We start from the raw sequence: 22,917 nt of genomic DNA on the forward strand, positions 1-22,917 counted from the left end.
GGTTCTTTTGAATGAAAATATTTTTTAAAACCCATTTCCTGGGTTTTCAGGACTTGCTGCTTGCGCTTTTTGTGGATTTAAGATCATATAAGTTCCTAAAGCAGTTAAGGCGGCATACTTACCATAACTTCCTATTTTTTTTAGGGCTTCTTTACGAGTAATATCTTTAGAATTTTGATTTGTATTTTTTATGTTTTTTTTCATGGTTATCAGACTTTAATAGTTCGATTATTTCAAAATTATTTTTTTAGAAATTTCTCCTAAATCAGAGTTTAACTTAACAATGTATATTCCAGTAGATATTTTAGGAAGAGTTATATTACTAACTCCATTAGAGGTAATGTTTTTATTTAAAATCTCTTTACCTAAAACAGAATAAACTGATACATTGGCTTTAGCTTGAAGTCCTACAATTGTAATTTCGTTGCTTGAAGAGTTATAAATACTAACGTTGTCTAAAGAAGGAACTATAGCAGGAATTTCTAGGTTTTTAGAACTAGTATGTAAATAGAACTGTCCAATACTGTTTGAATCTTTGTTAAGAGTAATAGTGTAGTTTTCTTCAGATAAATTAGTAAAAACATTATTTATTCTATCTTCTAAATACACTTTAATATTTGTTGGTATATTTTTAGTATTGATTGAAAAAGTTACCTCTTCACCATTTAATGCTCTTAAACCAACAGGAACTACCATATTTTCATAATCATTATCAGGTAACGCTTGAATAGCTAATTTTTTTCCTTGATTATTGGTGAGTAGCTCAGTAAAAACAGCTAAACCAGAAGTGTCTTCTCCAAACATTTTAGAATCATAACTTCTATCATATCCCGTAGTTTTTCCTGATACATAAAAGACTTGTGTAGACCTCTTGATATCGTTATCATTAACAGATAATTCAATTGAAGGAATAGGTTCCTGTCTCATGAATGTATCTGAATTTTGATGACTTTGGTTTGAAAAGGCAAAGATAACATTATTGCTTGCTGCAGCTTCCACAAAGAATCCTTGACCTGGAGCAATTTCAATTGGAGTAACTGCGTTTCGGGTAATGTATTGCGTGCCATTCCATAACCAAATGGTCTCACTAGTAAGTATAGATGAGTTTGCCGCTGTAAAACTAGCAGAATTAATATATGATGTATACGGATTCCCTACAAGGTTGTAATTAGTTCTACTACCTGTAGAAATAGCTTTAGCAATATTAGAAGTATTAGCTGTTCCACTAATTGAAACCTCTCCGGGAGTAGCTAACTTAATAGAAATACCTGTTCCACTAGTTACTGTTCCAGTATTGCCACTTTGAACGTATAACCATGCAGGCCCAGTAATATTGCTATAAGGAGCTAACCCTAAATTGCCGCCAGTTCCAGAAGCCAAGGTATGGTTAGCAATAATATCCTCTAAAGTTTCACCAGTAACAGGAGATGATACTAAGTACCAGTTTGTAGTTGGTATACTTCTTTTATAAGTTACAGTACCAGTAACAGTACTTTGTGGTATAAAAGAAGCACCATTGTTAATAGTTAAAGAGTTAAAAGTAACAGCTGATGAAGCTGTTGGGTAATTTGTTAAATTAGATGGGATAATAACATTAGCATTGGTTGGGGGAACTACACTAGGGCTCCAGTTTGATGCTGTATTCCAATCGTTATCAGTAGATCCTGACCAAGTTATGGTTTCTATACCCACTAAAACATTGGTGGTACTACCTACACTGTTTAATGTCAAAACAGCATCGTTAGAAGCGACATCTTTTAACGTTCCTCCATTTGCTGCTAAAGTACCAACAGCTATACCGTCAGTATCTGAATCACCTGATTGTACTGTATATCTAAAAACTAAGGCACTAGTTCCGCTTCCGCTTTGGTAAACTGCTTGACGCGTAGTAGCTCCAATAGTGATAGCTATTTGAGGAGTTCCACCTGTAGTATTTATGGTTATATTCTCATCAAAATTTACGGTAAAATCTAAATTTTGTCCTGTAAGGTAATTACCGTTTGTTGGAACGCTAACACTTGTTACGGTTGGAGCAATAGTATCTACTAAAACACCAGAGGTAGCACCTATACTATTTAAAGTTAGATTAGCATCGTTAGATGCAGCATCTTTTAAAGTACCTCCATTTGCAGCTAATGTACCAACAGTAATACCGTCGGTATCTAAATCTCCAGATTGTACAGTATATCTAAAAACTAAGGCAGTTGTTCCACTCCCACTTAGGTAAGTTGCTTGACGCGTAGTTGCTCCAATAGTAATAGCTATTTGGGGAGTTCCTCCAGTGGTGTTAACAGTAACATTTTCATTAAAGTTAACGGTAAAATCTAAATTTTGTCCTGCACTATAGGTGCCATTAGCGGGTACACTAACATTTGTTACCGTTGGAGCAACAGCATCTACTAAAACACCAGTGGTAGCACCTATACTGTTTAATGTCAAAACAGCATTGTTAGAAGCGGCATCTTTTAAAGTACCTCCATTTGCAGCTAATGTACCAACAGCTATACCATCAGTATCTGAATCACCTAATTGTACTGTGTATCTAAAAACTAAGGCACTAGTTCCGCTTCCGCTTTGGTAAACTGCTTGACGCGTAGTAGCTCCAATAGTGATAGCTATTTGAGGAGTTCCACCTGTAGTATTCACAGTTATATTCTCATCAAAATTTACAGTAAAGTCCAAGTTTTGACCTGTAAGATAATTACCGTTTGCAGGAACACTAACACTTGTTACAGTTGGAGCAGCAGCATCTACTAAAACAGCGGCTGTAGAACCTACACTATTTAAAGTTAGGTTTGCATCTTTTCCACCAGCATCTTTTAAAGTACTCCCATTTGCAGCTAACGAACCAACAGCAATACCGTCAGTATCAAGATCTCCTGTAAGGACAGTATGTCTAAAAACTAAAGCACTTGTTCCGCTACCGCTAATATAGGTTGCTTGGCGTGTGGTAGCGCCTATAGTAATAGCTATTTGCGGTATCCCTCCTGTAGTATTTACAGTTACATTTTCATCAAAATTTACAGTAAAATCTAAATTTTGTCCTGTTATATAAGTAGCATTGGCAGGTACATTCACACTAGAAACAGAAGGTGCAACTGCACTTGAAACCACAGTTGTTGTGTTATCAGTATCATCAACAGTACCATCATTAATAACTACTGTAAAAGTGGTGGTTTCTGTTGTTGATGTTCTATTGTCTGTTGGATTAAAAGATAAAGCTCTTAGTTTTGTTTGTAAATCAGTAGGTGTAGTACTAGCTATAGTATAAGGACCAGTACCAGAAAGTCCTGTACCTGTTAATATTCCTTTTGCATTATTGTCTAAAGTAATAGTTGCTGATAAATTATCTCCATCAGTATCTGTGGTTGTAATACTTGAAAAAGGAGAAATTGTACTATTATCATTCACACTTTGACCAGCGGTTGTACCTCCAATTACAGGAGCTGTATTTGAAACAGCAGACGTAACTATCATTTCATCTATAGAGAATCCTCCAAAAATTTCAGTATCAGGTGTGATAATTAATTCGTCAATATCAGAAAATGAACCAGTTGTAGGGGATGTAAAGTCTATACTTATAGCAGAACTATGAGTAGGTGATACTAAGCTAAGCGTACCAACTATAACATTATCTTTTTTACCAGTGAATGTAAAATCAATAATAGTACCGCCTACAGCTTGCTCGTAAGCAAATTGCATTGATGTTATACCTACTTCGCCACCACTATCTGTTGATAATGTAGCTGAAGACACTGCTGAACTACCATTACCAGCCCAAGCTAATACAGCATCTGTAGCTCCGCCAATTGCATCAGTACCGACTCCATTCCCACTTGTAGCAAAAGCAAGAGTAATATTTCCATTTGATGTACTAGATATATCAAAGTTGTTTAATAGAGAACTAGCAGATTGATCTGCACTAGGATCTATACCAGTAGTTAAAACTACTGTTGATGAACCAAATTCCATAGTACTAGGGGTTTGAGCTCTTAATTGGTCGTTTGCGAACAATAGCACAGAATAAACAATTGCATTCAAAAAGAATTTGAAGTAATAATGTCTCATTTTATTTAGTATATGATTGGTTAATAAATATTAAAGCTATTTTATAGATAAAACTCTAATGATTTCCACCAGAGTTTTATTTTATAAGTGAATTGTAGTAAATAAGTTAATTTCTAGAAGGAAAAATACCTACCAAAGCAATAATGTAATTAACAGCTAAATAAGGCTGTACATTAGTATGTGGTAGATTTCCACCTGTATTAAGTATATTCAAACCAGCATTAGCACTAATAGTTTGCCCATTAACAGTGTTGTTAGCTGGCCCATAAGCATTTACAGGTGTTGCACCTATACCAGACCCAAAACTTGCGCCAGCAGGGACATCTCCTGCTTGAGGAGTGCTACGAATACCAGCATCTGTACTTAATTGAATATGTTGGTCAGCAGCTGTATTGTTTTGAGTTGCATGATTATGACTTGGCATTTGAGTAATGTTTAAGGTAACTGTTTCTACCCCTCCTCTTTGACCTAATCTATAATCAGATAAACCTGGTCCTTGTCTAGGACCTATAGGGGCTCTTCCTCTTAAATCAGGTAAAGCAAAAGTTGTTCTTCCGTCTCCACCATAAGTGGTTCCTAAAATTGAAAATAAAGCAGTGTTTTGTGCAATTGATAATAATTGGCCATCGCAAAATGCCCAACCTCTTGGAGCGAAGTTTCCTCCGAACATAACAATTTCTCCTATAAATGGATCCATAAGTAATAAAAGTTTAGTAGTTAATGTTAAGAACAACAATTTAGTAAAAAAAACAATATGCTTTACGTAACTGTTTAATTATTTGCTAATTATAGTTTTGGTTGCAAGTTTGTGAAATTGCTAAATGTTGAATATTTGTTTTCTAAAACCAAATTTAAAGACAAACTGAACTAAACTTTAATTCTATTGTTTAAGCGTGTTTGATTGATATGTGAACGTATATTTTTAAGGTATATACGTTTAAGTAGAAATAATATTTACTAGTTACTGTGTGTTATCTCGGTTAGTTTTTTCTCCAGAAAAAAGGAGTTAATAAAATTAACACAGTAAATAGCTCTAGACGGCCAATTAACATTAGAAAAGAACAAAACCATTTAGCGCCTGATGATAAATGGTTAAAATTATCTACAGGACTAACACTACCTATTGCAGGTCCGATATTACCTAATGAGGAAGCACATGCTCCTAAAGCAGACTTTATGTCTAAACCTAAAAGGGCTAGAGCAACAGTACCAATTATGAAAATCAGCATGTACAACACAAAAAACGAAAGTATGTTGAATATAATCGTTTGATTAACTGCTTTACCATCATAGCGAACAGGTATTATTGCATTTGGGTGTAATGATTTTTTAAATTCTAGAAAGCTATTCTTCAACATAATAATGTGACGAACAATTTTCACACCTCCAGATGTAGATCCTGCAGAACCTCCTAAGAAAAATAAAGAGAAAAATATTGCGGTAACAAAAAAGCTCCACATTGTAAAATCAGCAGTAACAAAACCAGTTGTAGTTACCACAGATATTACAGAGAATAAAGAATGCCTTATAGCGCTTTCAATATCTCCCCATACTTTAGGGTGTTTTATACTAGTTTGTAGATTAGGATCTTGAAAAAAGATAATCATTAAAGCTACAATAGTAGAAATTCCAAGAATTCCAAAAAAGTAGTATTTAAACTCCTCACTTTGTATAACCTTTCTAACTTTTCCTTTTAAAGCAAAGTAAGTAAGTACAAAATTGGTTCCTGCAATAAACATGAAAAATATAATAATATATTGAATTAACGGAGCACTATTCCAATGGGCTACACTAGCATTTTTGGTAGAAAAACCACCGGTACTTACGGTTGCCATAGCGTGATTAATAGCATCAAACCATGTCATTCCAGCTGCCTTTAATAATATAAATTCAATGGCAGTTAATAATACGTAAATTAACCACAAGCGTTTTGCAGTATCAGTAATTCTTGGATGTAGTTTATCTGCAGAAGGTCCAGGAGCTTCTGCCATAAAAAGCTGCATTCCTCCAATACCTAATAGTGGTAAAATAGCAATGGTGAGTACAATAATTCCCATACCTCCAATCCAGTGAGTACAGCTACGCCAAAATAAAATGCCTTTGGGCATAGATTCTATATCAGTTAAAATAGATGAACCTGTGGTTGAGTATCCAGAAATTGTTTCAAAAAAAGCATTAGTCACATTAGGTATACTTTCTGTGAGTAAATAGGGAAGCATTCCTGTAAATGACAAGGTAAGCCATCCTAAAGTAACGATAAGATATCCTTCTTTTTTATGAATGTTTTTATTATCAGGTTTATTGAAAAAAAACAATAAAGAGCCAATGGCTATAGTTATAATTCCGGCATTTAAAATCCCTAATTTAGCAGACTCATCATAGTAAAAGCTTAGAGGAAGAGCAAGCCACATAAATAACCCATTAAGGATGGCTGTAACTCCTAAAAAGCGATAGACTAATTTAAGATTAAGGCTTTCCATTACTTGAATAGGTCTTCTACAATATTTATGGCCTCAGGTAAACAAAAAACAATGGCTTTATCACCGCTTTGCATTTGAAAATCACCAAAAGACATTAATGCTTCTCCATTTCTAATTACACCACCAATAATAGCTTCTCTAGGAAAGCGTAATTCTCTAATTATTTTTTGAGTTACTTTAGCACCAGGATGCACTTCAAATTCAAAAACTTCAGCATCAACATTATGTAGGTTAGCTAAGGCTACAATTTCTCCTTTTCTAATATGACGGAAAATATTACTTGCAGCAATTAATTTTTTATTGATTAACGTATCAATACCAATAGTTTGAGAAATATTAATATAATCCATATTCTCTACTAAAGCTACTGTTTTTTTTACACCTTTAGATTTTGCTACTAAACAAGACATGATGTTGGTTTCAGAGTCTCCAGTAACAGCGACAAAAGCATCCATTTCTCTAATGCTTTCTTCTTCTAATAATTCTAAATCCCTACCATCACCGTAAATGACTAATGTATTACGTAGGTCTTCGGCAAGTTGTAATGCTTTGTCTTTATCTTTTTCTATTAGCTTTACTTTAAAATTATCTTTGCAAAGCTTTCTCGCTGTTTTTCTCCCAACACGGCTTCCTCCCAAGATCATCACATTTTTAATATCTATATATTCTTTTCCAATGATAGGGTATAGTTTATCAATACTATATTTTGGTACAGAGAAATATACTTGGTCGTTTATTTTATACTCAGTATCTCCACGAGGAATGATTGTTTGAGAAGTACCTTCACGTTTTATAGCAATAGTAATGAAGTCTACTAAACAAAACTTCTCTTTAGTTTCTTTAACAGTAAGGTCTAGAATAGGAGATTTATACCCAAGTGTTGTTCCCATGATATTGAAAACTCCATTTTCAAAGGCAACAGTATCGTTAAACGAAGACTGATTCAGTAGAGATTTAATTTCTTCCGCAGCTAATTCTTCAGGAGAAATCATAAAATCTACACCATAATCTTTAAAATTGATACAAGGGTTGTTTAAAAATTCAGGATTACTAATTCGAGCAATTGTTTTTTTAACACCTAATGCTTTACCTATCACAGAAATAGTAAAGTTTGTATTAGGACTTTCAGTGACTGCTAATAATAAATCGGCAGAACTTACACCTATTTCTTTCAATAATTTTATAGAGGTAGCATCTCCTTTTTTGGTGATAACATCTAAGTGATTGTTTAGATATTCTAATTTTTCACCATCAAAATCGACTACATATGTGTCTTGCGCTTCGTAAGAAAGGAGTTTAGCCAAATGGAAACCAACGTCTCCAGCCCCGGCTATAATAATCTTCATATTAAAAATTAAAAAAGATAGAGTGCAAAGATACTGTGCTTCTTTTGGTTGTGCAAAAAATGAATTATATTTATAAGTCAATAAGAAAAAGTAATTAAATAATTATGGCTAAGTGATAGAATTTATATATTGAGCTATAAAAAAAGAAAAACATATGGAAAAGATCTCTATTAAATCGTGGGCATTAGATGATAGGCCAAGAGAAAAGTTAATGTCTAAAGGAAAAACAGTATTATCAGATGCCGAATTAATTGCTATTTTGATTGGTTCTGGAAATAGAGACGAAAGTGCAGTTGCTTTGGCAAAAAGAATATTATTGTCAGTAAACAATGACTTAAATACATTGGCAAAACTATCAGTAGAGGAATTAATGAAGTTTAAAGGAATAGGGGAAGCGAAAGCGATATCTGTGGTAACAGCTTTGGAATTTGGAAAAAGAAGACAATTTGAAGAAAAAGCAAGTGTGCCTAAAATAAAAAGTTCTACTGATGTAGCAAAAATTATGCAACCACTTATAGGCGATTTGCAGTATGAAGAATTTTGGGTATTATATCTTAATAATTCAAATAAAGTATTAGCAAAACATCAGTTAAGTAAAGGAGGCTTTACAGCTACTCTGGTAGATGTAAGGTTATTGTACAAAAGAGCTTTAGAACTTTCAGCAATTGGAATAATTGTTTGTCATAATCATCCTTCAGAAAAATTATCACCAAGTAAATCAGATATTGAGATCACTAAAAAAATTAAACAAGCAGGTGTTACTTTAGATATTAAATTATTAGATCACTTAATAGTAACTGAAAAAGCTTATTTTAGCTTTGCAGATGAAGGAATTTTATAGTCGTTTTACGATTACTAGTTAATGTTTATGATACTTATTTATACCCATAAAGTTACCCCTAGAGTACGTTATATTTTCAAACATATATTTACTCGTATTTTACAAGTTCAAATTGATTTTACAGGCAAAGTAGAAGAATTTGTAGCGTACAATGGACCTAAGTTTTCATACACAAATGTACCTTTGGGAAAAGAGTTTTTTGTTCAGAGTAATGAGTTGTTGTTTCAACAGGGGGTAAAGGACGTAGAAATAATTATTCAAAAATGGGATGAAGTTCCTTGTTTCTTTCCAGCAGTTGAAGCCTCTGAAATTCCGTTTGACATTTTTGCTGCCAGTTTCTTCCTAATTTCGAGATATGAAGAGTATCTACCGCATATAAAAGACAAACATGGACGGTTTACAGCAAGTGAAAGCATAGCTTATCAAAATGGTTTTTTAGAAAAACCCTTAGTTGACATTTGGGCATATAAGTTTTTAGAAACCTTGAAGCAAAAGTTTCCTGATTTTGAACATACAACAAGAAAATTTGAATATATATCTACTATTGATGTTGACAATGCTTATGCATATAAGTATAAAAGTTTTATAAGAACTCTTGGAGGTTTTTTAAAAGATATTTCGCAATTTAAGATTTTTACTATTTGGGATCGATTTGCTGTACTTTTTAATATTAAGAAAGATCCTTTTGATACATTTCAAAGAGTTATAGAGCTAAAGAAAAACTATAATGTAAGAACTATATTTTTCTTTTTAATAGGAGATTATACTACTTTTGATACTAATGTATCAGCTTCAAAAAGAAAATTCAAATTATTAATAAAAGATATGGTTGATTATGCCCGTGTAGGATTGCATCCGTCATATTACACGATGAATAATCCAGTAATGTTAAAAAAAGAAAAAGAACGATTAGAAGCAATAACAAACATACCTATTAAGCGTTCAAGACAACATTACTTAAGAGTATCTTTACCAGAAACGTATCAACAGTTAATAGACTTAGAAATAGAAGAAGATTACTCAATGGGATATGCAACTCATGTAGGATTCCGTGCAAGTACTTGTACACCATTTTATTTTTATGATTTAGATTTTGAAATTCAAACACCTTTAAAAATATTTCCTTTTGCAGTGATGGATGCAACGTTAAATGATTACATGAAGTTGACACCAAAACAGTCTTTAGGAAAAATTAGAGATTTAAAAAATGAAGTAAAAGCTGTAAATGGTACTTTTATTACAGTGTTCCATAATGAAAGTTTGAGCAACTATTTAAGATGGAGAGGCTGGAGTAGATTATACAATTCAATGCTTAAAATAGTAGGAAATGTTTAGAGAAGAAACAGAAATAAAACATTTGTTTTTTGATTTAGATCATACATTGTGGGATTTTGATAGGAATTCTAAACTTACATTTCAACGAATTTTTGAAGAGCAACAAATTACCATTCCAATAGATGAGTTTTTGGAAGCTTATATTCCAGTAAATTTAAAATATTGGAGATTGTATAGAGAAGATAAAATAGAAAAAACATCGTTAAGATATCATAGGTTAAAAGAAACATTTGATAGTTTAAAGCATATAGTTTCTGATGATTTAATCAACCTAATATCAGAAGACTATATCCGTTATTTACCATATTTCAACTATTTGTTTGATGATGCTATTGAAGTTTTGCAATATTTAGAAAATAAGTACCACTTGCATATTATTACTAATGGCTTTGAAGAAGTACAAAATTTAAAACTAGAAAAATCAGGAATTCATAAGTTTTTCAAACAAATAATTACATCTGAATGTGTAGGGGTTAAAAAGCCAAACCCCAAAGTTTTTGAATTTGCTTTAAATAAAGCAGGAGCAAAAGCGCATCAATCAGTTATGATTGGAGATAGTTATGAAGCAGATGTAATGGGGGCAATAAACTCCGGAATGAAAGCTATTCATTTTTCTCAAGAGGATAGAAATAATGAAGTACAACGGATAACTACTTTGGTAGAGTTAAAAAAATATTTATAAGTTTAAAGCTATACTTAATAAAAACAACAAGAATGAAAAAAATACTTTTAATAGTGTTATTTATAACATCAGCAAGTTTTGCACAAAAATCTATTAATAGCTATAAATATGTTATAGTACCTACTCAGTTTGATTTTGTAAAAGGTAAAGATAAATATCAAACAAGCTCATTAACAAAGTTTCTATTTAATAAGTACGGATTTACTGCTCTTTTAGAAGATGAAAAGTTACCTGAAGAGGCTGTAAACAATAGATGTTTAGTTTTAACAGGAGATGTTAGAGATGATTCAAGTTTGTTTACAACAAAAAGTATTGTAGAATTAAGAGATTGTTATGACAAGGTCGTGTTTACTTCACAAGTAGGTAGAAGTAAAGAAAAAGATTATAAAAAAGCTTATCATGAAGCTATTCGTAATGCTTTTAAATCAGTACAAGCATTAAAGTATAAGTTTACACCATCAAAAGAAGTAGCTATTGTAAAAAAAGAAGTAGTAGCTCCAGTGGTTTCAGCTGTTGAGGTAGTAAAAAATAAGACAGTGGAAGTTAATGAAGAGAACACTACAAAGAATGTATTATATGCACAATCAATAGTTAACGGATTCCAGTTAGTAAACACAAAACCTGAAGTTGTTTTCCAAGTATTAAAAACTAGTGTAAAGGATGTTTTTGTAATTAAGGATAAAAATGGGATTTTATATAAAAACAGAGATTCTTGGTTTGCTGAGTATTATGATAATAATATGAAGGTAATTGAGAAATATCAAATAAAATTTTAGCAAAAAAATTAAAGAGAGCTTTTACTTAGCTCTCTTTTTTAATAATTATACTTGTCTTTCCAACGTTGTTTAAGTAATTCTCTAAATTGATTTTCACGAGCATTGTTACCTGGTTCATACAATTTTGTGTTTTTAATCTCATCGGGTAAAAATTCCTGATTTATAAAATTACCTGCATAGTTATGAGAGTATTGGTATTCTTTACCATAGTCTAGGTCTTTCATCAATTTGGTAGGAGCATTTCTCAGGTGTAAGGGAACTGATAAATCTCCTGTGGTTTTTACCAAGTTTTGCGCTTCACCTATTGCCATATAAGAAGCATTACTTTTAGCTGAATTCGCTAAATATACTGCGCATTGACTTAGAATAATTCTAGATTCTGGATAACCAATTACAGAAACAGCTTGAAACGTATTATTAGCTAAAATTAAAGCTGTGGGGTTTGCGTTACCAATATCTTCGGAAGCAGCAATAAGCATTCTGCGAGCAATAAACTTCACATCCTCACCACCTTCAATCATACGAGCTAACCAATAAACAGCAGCATTAGGATCACTTCCTCTTATAGATTTTATAAAGGCTGAAACTATATCATAATGTTGTTCACCAGTTTTATCATAACGAACTGTATTTTTCTGAATTTTTGATAATACAAGTTCATTAGTAATCTCAATTTCATCATCAGCAGCAACTAATAATTCAAAAATATTTAAGAGTTTACGTGCATCACCTCCAGAAACCTGAAGTAATGCATCCGTCTCTTTTAAATTAATATTTTTCTTAGAAATAATCTCATCTTTATCCATAGCTCTATGCAAGAGAGCAATTAAATCATTCTTATCAAAAGAGTTTAAAATATAGACTTGGCAGCGAGAGAGTAGGGCAGGTATAACCTCAAAGCTTGGGTTTTCTGTTGTTGCACCAACCAAAGTAACCCAACCTTTTTCTACAGCACCTAGTAAAGAATCTTGCTGTGATTTACTAAAGCGATGAATTTCATCAATAAACAAAATTGGATTTTTCTGAGTAAACAAACCACCACTTTTTTTAGCTTTTTCTATTACTTCACGAACATCTTTTACACCAGAACTTATGGCGCTTAAAGTATAAAAAGGGCGTTCAGACTCATTTGCAATAATATTTGCCAGAGTAGTTTTACCAATTCCTGGTGGTCCCCATAAAATTAATGAAGGAATGATTCCTTGTTTAATATGATTGGTTAAAATTCCATTTTCGCCTACTAAATGTTGCTGACTGATATAATCATTTAAGTTTTGTGGACGAATTCTTTCTGCCAAAGGTTGATTCATAATGTAAAAATAGCAAAGATTTATGACAGAACTTCAGAAATACTACTTTGGATTTATTTTTGTTATTTTCATTGATATGAAAACTGATGAGCAACTAAAATTTTCTACAACTGTTTTTACCATTCCTCTCCTTTTTGTTTTTACAATATGGATTGTTTATTGGTTGGAAATTAAGTTTGGATGGAATTTTAATAAATTTGGAGTATTCCCTAGAAATTTAAGTGGTTTAAAGGGGGTTTTTTGCTCTCCTTTTATTCATAGTGATACAAATCACCTTTTTAATAATTCGGTTCCTTTATTCGTGCTTTCTGCGTGTCTTTTTTACTTTTATAAGGAAGTAGCTGTCAAAGTTTTGATATATGGAGGTATTGTAACTGGATTATTAACATGGGTTATTGCTCGTGAATCCTATCATATTGGAGCAAGTGGAGTAGTATATTTACTTTTTAGCTTTGTGCTTTTTAGTGGAATAATAAAAAAGAACTATCGGTTAGTAGCAGTTTCTTTTATTACTATTTTCTTATATGGAAGCATGGTTTGGTATGTATTACCAATTAAAGAAGGAATGTCTTGGGAAGGACACCTATCAGGATTAATTACAGGCTTTGCTCTATCATTATTGTATAGAAAAAAAGGAATAATAAGAGAAAAATTCCAGTTTTCTAAAACTGAATTTGATGATATGTTCGATGAAGATGGAAATTATGCTCCACCAATTGTTGAAGGAGAAGAAGAAGAGGTTGAGTTAAAGGAAATAAAGTACCGTTATATTTATAAGAAAGAAGAGGAATAAAAAATCCCGCTATAAAGCAGGATTTTAAATTTTATAAACGTTGTCTTACGGCTTCGTATAAAAATGCGCCACATGCAACCGATACATTAAGAGATTCTATTTCTCCTAGTAATGGTAATTTAGCTTTGTAATCTGCCATTTTTAATACTGAGTTACTTACTCCTTTGTGTTCAGAACCCATTACAATAGCAATCGGTTGATTAAAATCAACATCAAAAACAGAATCTTCAGTTTTTTCAGTAGCAGCAGCTAGTTTGATGTCAGCGGCTTTCAATTGAAAGATAGCATCTTTAATGTGATCTACTTTACAAATAGGAACTTTAAACGCTGCACCGGCTGAAGTTTTAATGGTTTCAGCATTTACAGGTGCACTACCGCTTTTCTGAATGATAATTCCATTTACACCGGTACATTCTGCAGTTCTAATAATAGCTCCAAAGTTTCTTACGTCTGATACTTGATCAAGTAATAGGAATAAAGGAGTATTGTCTGATTCTAATGTTTCTTCAATTAAGCTTTCTAAATTATAAAAGTCAATAGGAGAGATCTTAGCAACGGCACCTTGATGGTTATTATGTTTAGATAAACGGTCTAACTTCTCTGTAGGAACTACACTAGTTGAAATTTTATTTTTTTTCAAGAGTTTATCTAATTGAAAAAATAAGTCTCCTCTCAAGCCTTTTTGAAGATATACTTTATTGATAGAAGCTCCACTTTCTATAGCTTCAATAATGGCTCTAATACCAAAAATGTTTGTGTTTTGTTCCATGCTGCAAATGTAGTTGATTTTATGGTATAAAAAAACCACCTCGAAAAGAGGTGGTTTTCAGGTTTACTTTAGTAATCAATATAATTTAATTTCTATTTAAAATCATTTCTTCATCAGTAAAAAAACCATCAACAGTATATTTTATGGTCATAGTGTTTTTATCTTCTGAAACTGAACCACTACCACTTACAGGAATATCGAATTCTTCTATTTCTCCTCCAGTAACAGTGATGTTACCACAAGAATCAGTAATATTAAACGAATAGTCTGTACCAAATTGGTTGTCTCCAGAAATTGTATACATACCATTACCTGTTTCTGTTACTGAAACAGTTTTTCCATTACCATTAGTGTAAGTCCAGCTACCAGCTAAATCAGAAGGGCACAAAACACTAATGGTTAAGTTAGCAATAGTATCACCAGAAAAATAACCTTCTTGATTATCAAAGCTGATAGACATTGTTTCTCCTTTTCTGTTTAGACTATTATCAGTAATACTAATTGGAATTATAGCTTCATTAGATCCTGAAGGAATAGTAACTGAGGTTGGGACTGAAAAATTTTCAGCAGCCATAGAGGTGTTAACAGTTATGTTAACAACCATATCAGAGCTCATTTTTTGAGTTGTAAAAATCTTTAGTTCTGTATCGGTAGATAAGTTTTCTTCAACCACCACAGATTTACTAGTTTCATTAATTGTAATGTATTTTAAACCTACTTCTTCGGCAGAATTATCATCACAACTGCTAAGCGCTAAAAAAGTGAAAGCAAAAAGAAAAAATAATTTTATATTTTTCATAATTATTGTGTTAAGTTGTATAAAAGCAACAATCCAGATTTGATTACTGGATTGTTAACTTTTTTAAATATTATTGATTTTGATCTGTAATAAAAGGATTATTTTGAATTTCATCTAAAGGAATTTCAAATTGCATTCTTTCATCATTATAAGGTATAGCTTCACCTACATAAGAAAGGTGATTTGCTCCTCTTGTAGTGGTAGCTTTAAAGCGTTTCATGGCTAAGTAGCTTTTACCTTCACCCCATAACTCTATACGAGTTTGTAAGTAAATTTCATCTAATAAAGCCTGTCCAGTTAAAGCATCTATGTATGAGGCGTCAGGCATTCTTCTTTCAACTAAAGCTTTTAAAGACGTTCTAGCAGCACTTTCAGCACCAGCTTTAGCGTTAGCTTCTGCATTTAATAAGTATGCTTCTTCAATACGCATATATACGTAATCAGCAGTTAGACCAGTTTGAGGTCCTGTACCAAAATCCTCTGGGTCTTTAATGGCTTCGTCAGAATAATAAAACTTTAACAAAGGTTGTAAATATCTACCGTTTGTAGGAACATTTAAAAATTGTTTTTTCCTAGAATCGTCATTGGGAATAGCAGCATATAAATCTGAATCCATAGCTTTGTAATCACCAGCCCAAGCATAACTGTATGAATATGCATCAACTTGACCCCACCAAGAAACTAAACCTAATCCATTAGTTTCTGTAACGTCAACACCCCACATCCAACTTGGGTTTTGATAATTATTAAAACCATTAGTGACTTCATCAGCGGCTAACATAACATGATTACCTGCGTCAATAACTTGTTGAGTTAAAGTTGCAACTTCAACATCTCTACCTCCTTTAGCACCAAGAACATAGGCAAGCATCATTCTGGCAATATCTTGGTTAACTTGAACTTTGTTACTTCTATTGAATCCTTCTAAAAGACTTATTGCCTCTGTTAGGTCATTTTCCATTAAATCATATACTTCAGAAGCAGTAGATTTAGGAAGGTTTGAAGTGATGGGTTCAATGTATATAGGTAAAATTTCTTCAGCTCCATTATATTCTTTTTGGAAATACTGAGTTAAGTAGAAATAAGAGTGAGCTCTCATTACTTTAGCCTGTCCTAAGTTGAATTTATTTTCCTGTAAATCAGGAGTAGCATCATTACCACCAAGACTTTGAATAACGTTATTAGCAGATCTAATGATTCTGTAATAATATCTCCATACCATTCTGTTTCTACCTCTAGTGAAATCTAATGGCGCTTGAAACTCTGTAATATCTGAGCGATACCAACCATAGGAGCTTACACTTAAAGCCATATCGCCAGATAGCATATCACCAAAAATATCATACCCTTTTTGCCCAAAATCGTCATGACCAGTAGTACCACCTGTTTCAGTTTGGAACATTTGAGCATATATACCATTAATAAAACCAGCAGGAACAGCATCGTTTGTTGTAGCTCCTTGGGCTAATTGTGCGTCTGTAAATGTATCAGTGGGTTGTGACTCTCCAGAGACACCATTGTTTTGTAACAATTCATCGCTACAACTAAAAGAAATACTTAAAGCTGCTGCTAATAAAGTTATATTTAATATTTTTTTCATCTTGTAAATTTTTAAAATTTAACTCTAACTCCTAATGTAATAGTAGTTGCTGGTGCATAAATCCTTCTAGCAGAGCTACCATTTTCTCTTACACTTGGATTGAAACCTTTTCTTGCACTATCTAAGTATAAATTGTCTCCAGATAACCAAATATTGATATTGTCAATACCAGACTCACCCATAAACTTACTAGGTACTGTGTAGCCTACTCTAGCATTGTTTAAAGCTATATAATCTGTACTAGTAATAAACCTAGAAGACTGAGACGTACTGTTTGTAATAAAGTTATCTGTTAAAGCAGGAACATTAGTAATGTCTCCAGGTTGTTGCCATCTATTAAGGATATCTCTATGGAAATTATTTCCAGCTGCCCCAAAACGATCACTCATTAACTCTGCATATTGACCATCATAAGCATATCCACCTAAGCTATAAGTAAACTGAGTAGAGAAGTCAAAACTTTTAACTTTACCTGATAATCTAAAAGAACCTCTTAAGTCTGGTATAAAAGACTTGTTTAAATACTTCTGAGTTGCATTAGAATAATTTTTAGTAACCTGTCTTTTGATATTGGTATTAGAAGATAACTTCTCATATTCGTATAATGAACTTGTAGAAGAAGCATCACCGTTTTCAAGAGTTGAAAAATCTCCTTCACCAGCATCTAAAACTCCATTGTCATTTTTATCATCATAGTATTGGTACCACATAGGAGCTCCATCAACAGGATCTACCCCAGCCCACTCTCTCATGTAGAAATCAAACATAGATCTCCCAGGAGCATAAGCATAAGCACCATCTAAACTAGAGTTCTCATCAATGATTTTTTGCTTACCTGTTGTAGGGTCTATAGGTAAAGTTATAAATTCATTATTTAAAACTTCACCGTTAGCAGATAAATCTAATTTGAAATCTTGCTTATTAATAATATGACCAGTTAAGTCAAATTCAAAACCTTGGTTTAAAACTTCACCATCGTTTACTACGATAGAAGAGAAACCAGCAGAAGGGCCAACTCTTTGGTTAAAGAAAAGGTTATCTGTATTTTTTCTATAATAGTCAAAATTAGCATCTAAATAATTACCTAAAGAAGCTTCAATTCCCCCTTGTAACATTCTAGAGGTTTCCCAAGTTAATGAATCACGTCCAGGTCTGTCTTCAAATAAGGCTAGCTTTCCCCCTGCAACATCAGAACCAAAAACACTAAATGCATCAGTTGTTGATGCTCCGTCCTGATCACCAGTAACACCCCATGAAACTTTAGCTTTTAAGTAAGAGAATATACTGTTAGACATAAAGTCTTCTTCACTAACCACCCAAGAAGCTCCTATAGAACCAAAAACTCCCCATTTATCTTTGATGAAACGAGAAGATCCATCAGTTCTCAAAGAACCTGTTAAATAGTACTTATTTAAGTAGTTATAATTAACCTGACCGAAGTAAGATTCTATTGCAGAACCATTTTTATTACCATAAGCAGGTGTTTGTGGGCTTAAATAATTATCTAAATTTAATAAACCAGGAACTATAACATCTTGTTTAGTCTGACCAGACTCTTCAAATCTGTATTCGAAAGTTTCGTGTGCAATTAAAGCATCGAAATTATGGTCTCCGAAAGATTTATTATAACGTAGTAATTGTGTAAATGTTTGAGACCATCTAATACGGTCTCTTAAAAATAGAGTACCTCCATTTTGTGCGGCTGTACCATAGGCATGACTACCTGCAGATGCAAATCTTTCGAATGAGTATTGGCCTCCATATCTAGTTTCAAAAGTAATTTCATCAGATAACTTGAATTTAGCATTAACATTACCGTTCAAAGAATGAGTTTCAGCTCTGTTAATATCAAGTATAGCTGATCCAATAGGGTTTAAAAGATTGGCATTAGGTCTTGTTCTGTCAAAACCATTTGTAGCACCAGTAGGGCTACCATAATCATATTGATAACCACCATATATAGGATCAGGAATTAGATTTCCCGTATTTGGGTATCTTGCGTAGATAGGATATATAGGAGCCATTTTATCCGCAAATTCAAACAAGTTTTCTGATCCAGCAGTTTGTCCATTGTTATTGCTCTCAGAATAAGCATAGCCCATATTAGCACCTACCTCTAACCAATCTTTAATGTCAGAAGTTAAGTTTAATCTTGTCGTAATTCTGTTATAATCAGAATTAATTGAATATCCAGAGTCGTCTAAATACCCCATAGAGAAGAAATATTTAGATTTTTCTGATCCTCCACCTAATCTTAAATTAGCTTCAGTTCTAATTCCAGTACCAAAAGCTTCATCAGCATACCTTTTAGGAGTAAATAATCTGTTTACACCTTCTCTTACCGACCTTGTATTAGGGTCTATTAAATCAGATGCAGTAGAAGCATCCCACATATTGTAACCAGAACCTATACCATTATCCGATAATAATAATCCATTGGCATAAGATATAGGATCCGCTTGCCCTGTACTAACACCTCTGTTGTATAGCCCTTCCCAAACTAAACCTATGTATTTTTCAGGGCTTTGCATAACATTATATCTAGGAATAGATTGAAAGTTAACCCCTGTTTTTACATCAGCTTCAATGTAAGATGATTCAGCTGAAGAAGTTCCTGACTTAGTAGTGATTAAGATTACACCATTAGCCCCTCTAGATCCATAGATAGCAGTTGCTGTTGCATCTTTTAAAACAGTAGTACTTTTAATATCAGAAGGATTGATAGAGTTTAAGTTAAATGTACTACCTAAAGCTATACCATCAATTACATATAATGGAGCTCTATTTCCTAAAGGTGAACCATAACCACGAATACGAACAGTACCAACTGTACCTGGTTGACCAGATGTGTTAATTACAGTTACACCAGCAACCTCACCCGCTAAGGCTTGAGATACATTTGAAAATGATTTAGCTTCAAGGTTTTCTGTGTCAACGACAGCAGCAGTACCAGCATAAGCTCTCTTTGTAGTCGTACCATAACCTACAACTACAACTTCTTCTAATAGGTTGTCAGTTTCTAATACAATATTAATTTGATTTGAAGCTCCAACAGTTCTTTCTGTAGTTTTCATACCGACAAAACTAAAAACAAGAATATCTCCTGTCTTTGCTTGAATAGAATAATTTCCATCAAAATCTGTTTCAGTACCTTGTGTAGTACCTTTTTTTAAAATCGTAACCCCCGGTAATGGACCAGATTCATCTGAAACAGTACCTGAAATCGTTCTCTCTTGTGCAAAGGATATTTGCACAATTAACGCCAAAAGAAGCGTTAAAATTCCATTAAACTTTGTTCTCATTATGTAATTATTTGAATTAATTAAGCGCTAAAATCATAAATATATCTTAAATAAACAATTTTTTAACACAAAAGAAGTTTATTTTTAGGCCAGACATAGGTGTTACCTGCATTAACAAAGGAAGTGTTACTAAAAAATGTTTATAAAATATTTAAAGTTAGAAAAACTAAAGAATGACCAATAATAAATATATATTGTTTTAAGGTTTTGTGAATTAAGATTTTATAAGATTAATAAGGTCTTCTTCTTTGCTTATTTTTAGGTCTTTATGTTTCTTTTTATCATGTTTTTTATTAAGTAATCTTAGTATTTTCTTTTTAGATTTTGGTAATTCAATAAGTTCACCATCTTTCAGTATAAACTTTTTAGACTTTTTTTCAACTTTATTAACATACAGTCCTAAGCTTGATGAAGAAGGAATACTTTTTTTCTTTAGTTTATATAGTTCTATAAGTTTGAAAGTTTCGTTGAATTTATAGATTAATCGATAGTAATTATTTTCATGGTTAAATATCGAAGGTTCAAATTTCATTTGATTAATAAAGACAGAAGATATTTGTTCTTTTTTTAAGAAAAATGTTGTGTTGTCGATGATATACTCGAATCTTTTATCAAATATGTTATAATTACATGTGTTGAAAATATAGTCTTTGTTTTCTTTTGTAATCACTCTACACTTTTTCCAATCCTTACTAAGGTAGTATTGACCAGTTGCATTTTTATAATAATCGGTGCTGTTTTTATCAGAGACTTTAGCCATAGCGAAGTATTCCATGTTGTTGTTAAAAACACCATTTTTAAAGTTTAGGTTTCTCGGGTTGGTTCCAGCTGAAGTGTTCCAGTTTTTTGTTTGAGAAAATGAAGAGAATTGAATTAATGTTAGAACTAAAATAGTGATTACCTTTTTCATATTTGATTATTTAATAATTAAGTTTTTTGTTGTTTTATAAGTGTTATTTGAGTTAAATATATTATAAGCTTTATATATTGGTTTTTTTAATGGTTTGAGATTTATTTTAGACTTTAATAAAAGATATTATTATTATTATTATTATTTAGTTAATTTAAAATTTTCAAGGAACTAAAGATAAAAAAAAAGCTGTTAGTTCGCAAACTAACAGCTTAATTTTTAATGAGTTATTTTTTTTAGTTTAAATCCCAAAATAACTTTGTTGTTTTGAAATTTCCACCAATAGCAGCTCCAGCAGCAGCATTATTTTCATTGTTAAGCTGTGCTTGAACTACAGGGTAGGTAAATCTTGTAGGGATGTCGCTAAGGCTCATTCCTGTAGGAGCATTTAAAGTTGGAGCATCAAATATTCTCCAAGTAGTCCATCCTTCAAAACCGTTGTTATACATTGCAATCCATTTTTGAGTTGCAATTTTTTGTTTCCAGTCTCCTGCGGCGGTAGAGTACGCTACGCTTGGTTGTGCTAAATAAGTTGTAGCGTCAGTTGCTGAACCTTGCCATTCTAAAATTGACTGTGTGATTCCTTCGTTATAGTAATCTTCAATAGTGTTAGAAACGGTGTAGTTTCTAGCTGCAGCTTCGGCTAATAAGAAGTTTACTTCGGCCGCTGTTAAGATGTTACCAGGTAAATCAGGGGTTTTCATCAAGTCAGATATAGCTGACCCTCCTGTTGGAGAATTGGCACTACCATAAGTGCCTCCAAGAAATTTACTGAAATGTAATACATCTCCTACAGATGGAGTTGATGATATGTTATCAATAGAAATAGAATTTGAGGTTGAACTAGAAACTACTCCTATAAAAGTATCTTCCATATAAACTTTGCTATCCATGTCAACAGGCGTGTTTGCAAGGTTAGAATCAAAGATAATTTGTGTTGTTGTGCTTGGGCTTACAGGAGGAATTACAGAGGCTACAGTACCAAGGACGTAAGTCATGTCTTCAGCATAATAACCATACCTTCTAGGATCTTTTATTGGGTTCATAGCATCAACAAGTGTATTGGCAGCGATATAATCTGTACGTCCACTTTGTACTAAATCAGTCCATAAAGGATTTGTGTTAGGGGCAGCAGATAAGTACTTAATACCAAAGTTATCAGCATTCGTTAAGATAAGGCTTGCAGAAGCAGCTTCTTCAGCCTTTTGCTGTGATAATGTAGGATTGCTATCAGCTAAACGCATTGCTAATCTTAACTTTAAAGATACAGCTGCTTTTAGCCATTTAGACATGTCTCCTTGGTAAATAGGGTCTTGTGTAGCTTCAAATCCATTACCAGTATTTATGTTGCTTATTACATTGTCAAGTCTAGTTAATAAGTCGGTATAAATAGTAGCGGCATCATCGTATACAGGTGTTGGGTTGTTTGTGTCTAAAGCTTCGGTATAAGGCACGTTACCAAATGTATCAACCAATACAGAGTATGCGTACACTTGAATAAAATCAATTTGAGCAAGTTTTGCTGGTAAATGTTGTGAAGCTACTGGATCGCCTTCAGCTTCTTTTGCAGCTAGTTCTTTAGCACCTTTTAAATCTTGTAAAACATCTCTGTACATAGTATTCCAAATGCTTCCTCCAATATCCCTTGTTACTTGGTTGTATTGACTTTCATCCGGGTATGTTGTTTGAGCAAAGTATTGAGCGTAAAGTCTAAAAACATTATTATTTACACTCGTTGAGTTCATTAAGTCAAACATGTTTCTAGTACCATTGGTAAATAAACCGCTAGCAGGAACTGTTGTAGGGTTTTTTGTATCTATATTTAAGCCTTCATCTACCTCACATGAAGTAAAAACAAGGAATAAACTGATAGCTGATATTATATATTTTTTCATTCTATTTTATT

At 32.7% G+C, this 22,917-nt stretch carries 17 protein-coding genes; 5 read left to right on the forward strand and 12 right to left on the reverse strand.

Annotation, left to right across the window (positions count from 1 at the left end; genetic code table 11):
• Positions 1–24 precede the first annotated feature (24 nt).
• From ACKTTR_RS04090 to trkA, 5 genes are all read right to left on the reverse strand, one after another.
• A complete protein-coding gene (locus tag ACKTTR_RS04090) occupies positions 25–204 on the reverse strand; it encodes a hypothetical protein (RefSeq protein WP_408026650.1) in 180 nt (59 codons plus the stop codon).
• A 24-nt stretch (positions 205–228) separates the two neighbouring features.
• Positions 229–4,068, reverse strand: coding sequence for a beta strand repeat-containing protein (locus tag ACKTTR_RS04095; protein WP_408026651.1), 3,840 nt, complete (start codon positions 4,066–4,068; stop codon positions 229–231).
• A 106-nt stretch (positions 4,069–4,174) separates the two neighbouring features.
• Complete coding sequence (locus ACKTTR_RS04100) at positions 4,175–4,765, reverse strand: phage tail protein (protein WP_099215286.1); 591 nt, start codon at positions 4,763–4,765, stop codon at positions 4,175–4,177.
• Between the two features lie 283 nt (positions 4,766–5,048).
• Positions 5,049–6,548, reverse strand: a complete 1,500-nt coding sequence (locus ACKTTR_RS04105) for a TrkH family potassium uptake protein (protein ID WP_408026652.1) — start codon at positions 6,546–6,548, stop codon at positions 5,049–5,051.
• A complete protein-coding gene (trkA, locus tag ACKTTR_RS04110; RefSeq protein ID WP_125068441.1) occupies positions 6,548–7,894 on the reverse strand; it encodes a Trk system potassium transporter TrkA in 1,347 nt (448 codons plus the stop codon). The genes ACKTTR_RS04105 and trkA overlap by 1 nt, the downstream gene beginning before the upstream one ends.
• A 154-nt stretch (positions 7,895–8,048) precedes the next feature.
• Between trkA and radC the strand changes: the two genes are divergently transcribed.
• The 4 genes from radC to ACKTTR_RS04130 are packed head-to-tail and all read left to right on the forward strand — an operon-like array spanning position 8,049 to position 11,528.
• Entirely contained in the window at positions 8,049–8,735 is a 687-nt protein-coding gene (radC, locus tag ACKTTR_RS04115; RefSeq protein WP_408026653.1) for a RadC family protein, read from the forward strand.
• Between the two features lie 27 nt (positions 8,736–8,762).
• Positions 8,763–10,070, forward strand: a complete 1,308-nt coding sequence (locus tag ACKTTR_RS04120; protein WP_408026654.1) for a polysaccharide deacetylase family protein — start codon at positions 8,763–8,765, stop codon at positions 10,068–10,070.
• The gene (locus tag ACKTTR_RS04125) at positions 10,063–10,752 is read left to right on the forward strand and encodes a YjjG family noncanonical pyrimidine nucleotidase (protein WP_408026655.1); all 690 of its coding nucleotides are present in this window, start codon (positions 10,063–10,065) and stop codon (positions 10,750–10,752) included. The genes ACKTTR_RS04120 and ACKTTR_RS04125 overlap by 8 nt, the downstream gene beginning before the upstream one ends.
• 32 nt (positions 10,753–10,784) lie before the next feature.
• Complete coding sequence (locus ACKTTR_RS04130; protein ID WP_408026656.1) at positions 10,785–11,528, forward strand: hypothetical protein; 744 nt, start codon at positions 10,785–10,787, stop codon at positions 11,526–11,528.
• Between the two features lie 38 nt (positions 11,529–11,566).
• On the opposite strand, the gene ACKTTR_RS04135 is transcribed toward ACKTTR_RS04130, so the two are convergent.
• Positions 11,567–12,838, reverse strand: coding sequence for a replication-associated recombination protein A (locus ACKTTR_RS04135; RefSeq protein ID WP_408026657.1), 1,272 nt, complete (start codon positions 12,836–12,838; stop codon positions 11,567–11,569).
• 22 nt (positions 12,839–12,860) lie between these two features.
• On the opposite strand from ACKTTR_RS04135, the gene ACKTTR_RS04140 reads away from it, so the two are divergent.
• On the forward strand, positions 12,861–13,631 hold the full coding sequence (locus tag ACKTTR_RS04140) for a rhomboid family intramembrane serine protease (RefSeq protein WP_408026658.1): 771 nt from the start codon (positions 12,861–12,863) through the stop codon (positions 13,629–13,631).
• 31 nt (positions 13,632–13,662) lie between these two features.
• On the opposite strand, the gene rlmB is transcribed toward ACKTTR_RS04140, so the two are convergent.
• The 6 genes from rlmB to ACKTTR_RS04170 all read right to left on the reverse strand — a co-directional run bounded on the left by rlmB (position 13,663) and on the right by ACKTTR_RS04170 (position 22,906).
• Complete coding sequence (rlmB, locus tag ACKTTR_RS04145; RefSeq protein WP_408026659.1) at positions 13,663–14,400, reverse strand: 23S rRNA (guanosine(2251)-2'-O)-methyltransferase RlmB; 738 nt, start codon at positions 14,398–14,400, stop codon at positions 13,663–13,665.
• Between the two features lie 85 nt (positions 14,401–14,485).
• Positions 14,486–15,199 (reverse strand): hypothetical protein, encoded by a 714-nt coding sequence (locus ACKTTR_RS04150; RefSeq protein WP_408026660.1) that lies wholly within the window; start codon positions 15,197–15,199, stop codon positions 14,486–14,488.
• 70 nt (positions 15,200–15,269) lie between these two features.
• Positions 15,270–16,799, reverse strand: a complete 1,530-nt coding sequence (locus ACKTTR_RS04155; protein ID WP_408026661.1) for a RagB/SusD family nutrient uptake outer membrane protein — start codon at positions 16,797–16,799, stop codon at positions 15,270–15,272.
• Positions 16,800–16,810: 11 nt separating this feature from the next.
• Positions 16,811–20,101, reverse strand: a complete 3,291-nt coding sequence (locus ACKTTR_RS04160) for a SusC/RagA family TonB-linked outer membrane protein (RefSeq protein WP_408026662.1) — start codon at positions 20,099–20,101, stop codon at positions 16,811–16,813.
• Positions 20,102–20,315: 214 nt separating this feature from the next.
• Entirely contained in the window at positions 20,316–21,011 is a 696-nt protein-coding gene (locus ACKTTR_RS04165; RefSeq protein WP_408026663.1) for a hypothetical protein, read from the reverse strand.
• A gap of 236 nt (positions 21,012–21,247) precedes the next feature.
• Positions 21,248–22,906 (reverse strand): SusD/RagB family nutrient-binding outer membrane lipoprotein, encoded by a 1,659-nt coding sequence (locus ACKTTR_RS04170; RefSeq protein WP_408026664.1) that lies wholly within the window; start codon positions 22,904–22,906, stop codon positions 21,248–21,250.
• Positions 22,907–22,917 lie beyond the last annotated feature (11 nt).

Origin of the sequence: Tenacibaculum litoreum, assembly GCF_964513915.1 — a bacterium.
Classification (GTDB): domain Bacteria; phylum Bacteroidota; class Bacteroidia; order Flavobacteriales; family Flavobacteriaceae; genus Polaribacter; species Polaribacter litoreum.

Bases quoted from the DNA above. Each gene is read 5' to 3' on its own strand.
- ACKTTR_RS04090 (WP_408026650.1), bottom strand. From the start codon at position 204: ATGAAAAAAAACATAAAAAATACAAATCAAAATTCTAAAGATATTACT.
- ACKTTR_RS04095 (WP_408026651.1), bottom strand. From the start codon at position 4,068: ATGAGACATTATTACTTCAAATTCTTTTTGAATGCAATTGTTTATTCT.
- ACKTTR_RS04100 (WP_099215286.1), bottom strand. From the start codon at position 4,765: ATGGATCCATTTATAGGAGAAATTGTTATGTTCGGAGGAAACTTCGCT.
- ACKTTR_RS04105 (WP_408026652.1), bottom strand. From the start codon at position 6,548: ATGGAAAGCCTTAATCTTAAATTAGTCTATCGCTTTTTAGGAGTTACA.
- trkA (WP_125068441.1), bottom strand. From the start codon at position 7,894: ATGAAGATTATTATAGCCGGGGCTGGAGACGTTGGTTTCCATTTGGCT.
- radC (WP_408026653.1), top strand. From the start codon at position 8,049: ATGGAAAAGATCTCTATTAAATCGTGGGCATTAGATGATAGGCCAAGA.
- ACKTTR_RS04120 (WP_408026654.1), top strand. From the start codon at position 8,763: ATGATACTTATTTATACCCATAAAGTTACCCCTAGAGTACGTTATATT.
- ACKTTR_RS04125 (WP_408026655.1), top strand. From the start codon at position 10,063: ATGTTTAGAGAAGAAACAGAAATAAAACATTTGTTTTTTGATTTAGAT.
- ACKTTR_RS04130 (WP_408026656.1), top strand. From the start codon at position 10,785: ATGAAAAAAATACTTTTAATAGTGTTATTTATAACATCAGCAAGTTTT.
- ACKTTR_RS04135 (WP_408026657.1), bottom strand. From the start codon at position 12,838: ATGAATCAACCTTTGGCAGAAAGAATTCGTCCACAAAACTTAAATGAT.
- ACKTTR_RS04140 (WP_408026658.1), top strand. From the start codon at position 12,861: ATGACAGAACTTCAGAAATACTACTTTGGATTTATTTTTGTTATTTTC.
- rlmB (WP_408026659.1), bottom strand. From the start codon at position 14,400: ATGGAACAAAACACAAACATTTTTGGTATTAGAGCCATTATTGAAGCT.
- ACKTTR_RS04150 (WP_408026660.1), bottom strand. From the start codon at position 15,199: ATGAAAAATATAAAATTATTTTTTCTTTTTGCTTTCACTTTTTTAGCG.
- ACKTTR_RS04155 (WP_408026661.1), bottom strand. From the start codon at position 16,799: ATGAAAAAAATATTAAATATAACTTTATTAGCAGCAGCTTTAAGTATT.
- ACKTTR_RS04160 (WP_408026662.1), bottom strand. From the start codon at position 20,101: ATGAGAACAAAGTTTAATGGAATTTTAACGCTTCTTTTGGCGTTAATT.
- ACKTTR_RS04165 (WP_408026663.1), bottom strand. From the start codon at position 21,011: ATGAAAAAGGTAATCACTATTTTAGTTCTAACATTAATTCAATTCTCT.
- ACKTTR_RS04170 (WP_408026664.1), bottom strand. From the start codon at position 22,906: ATGAAAAAATATATAATATCAGCTATCAGTTTATTCCTTGTTTTTACT.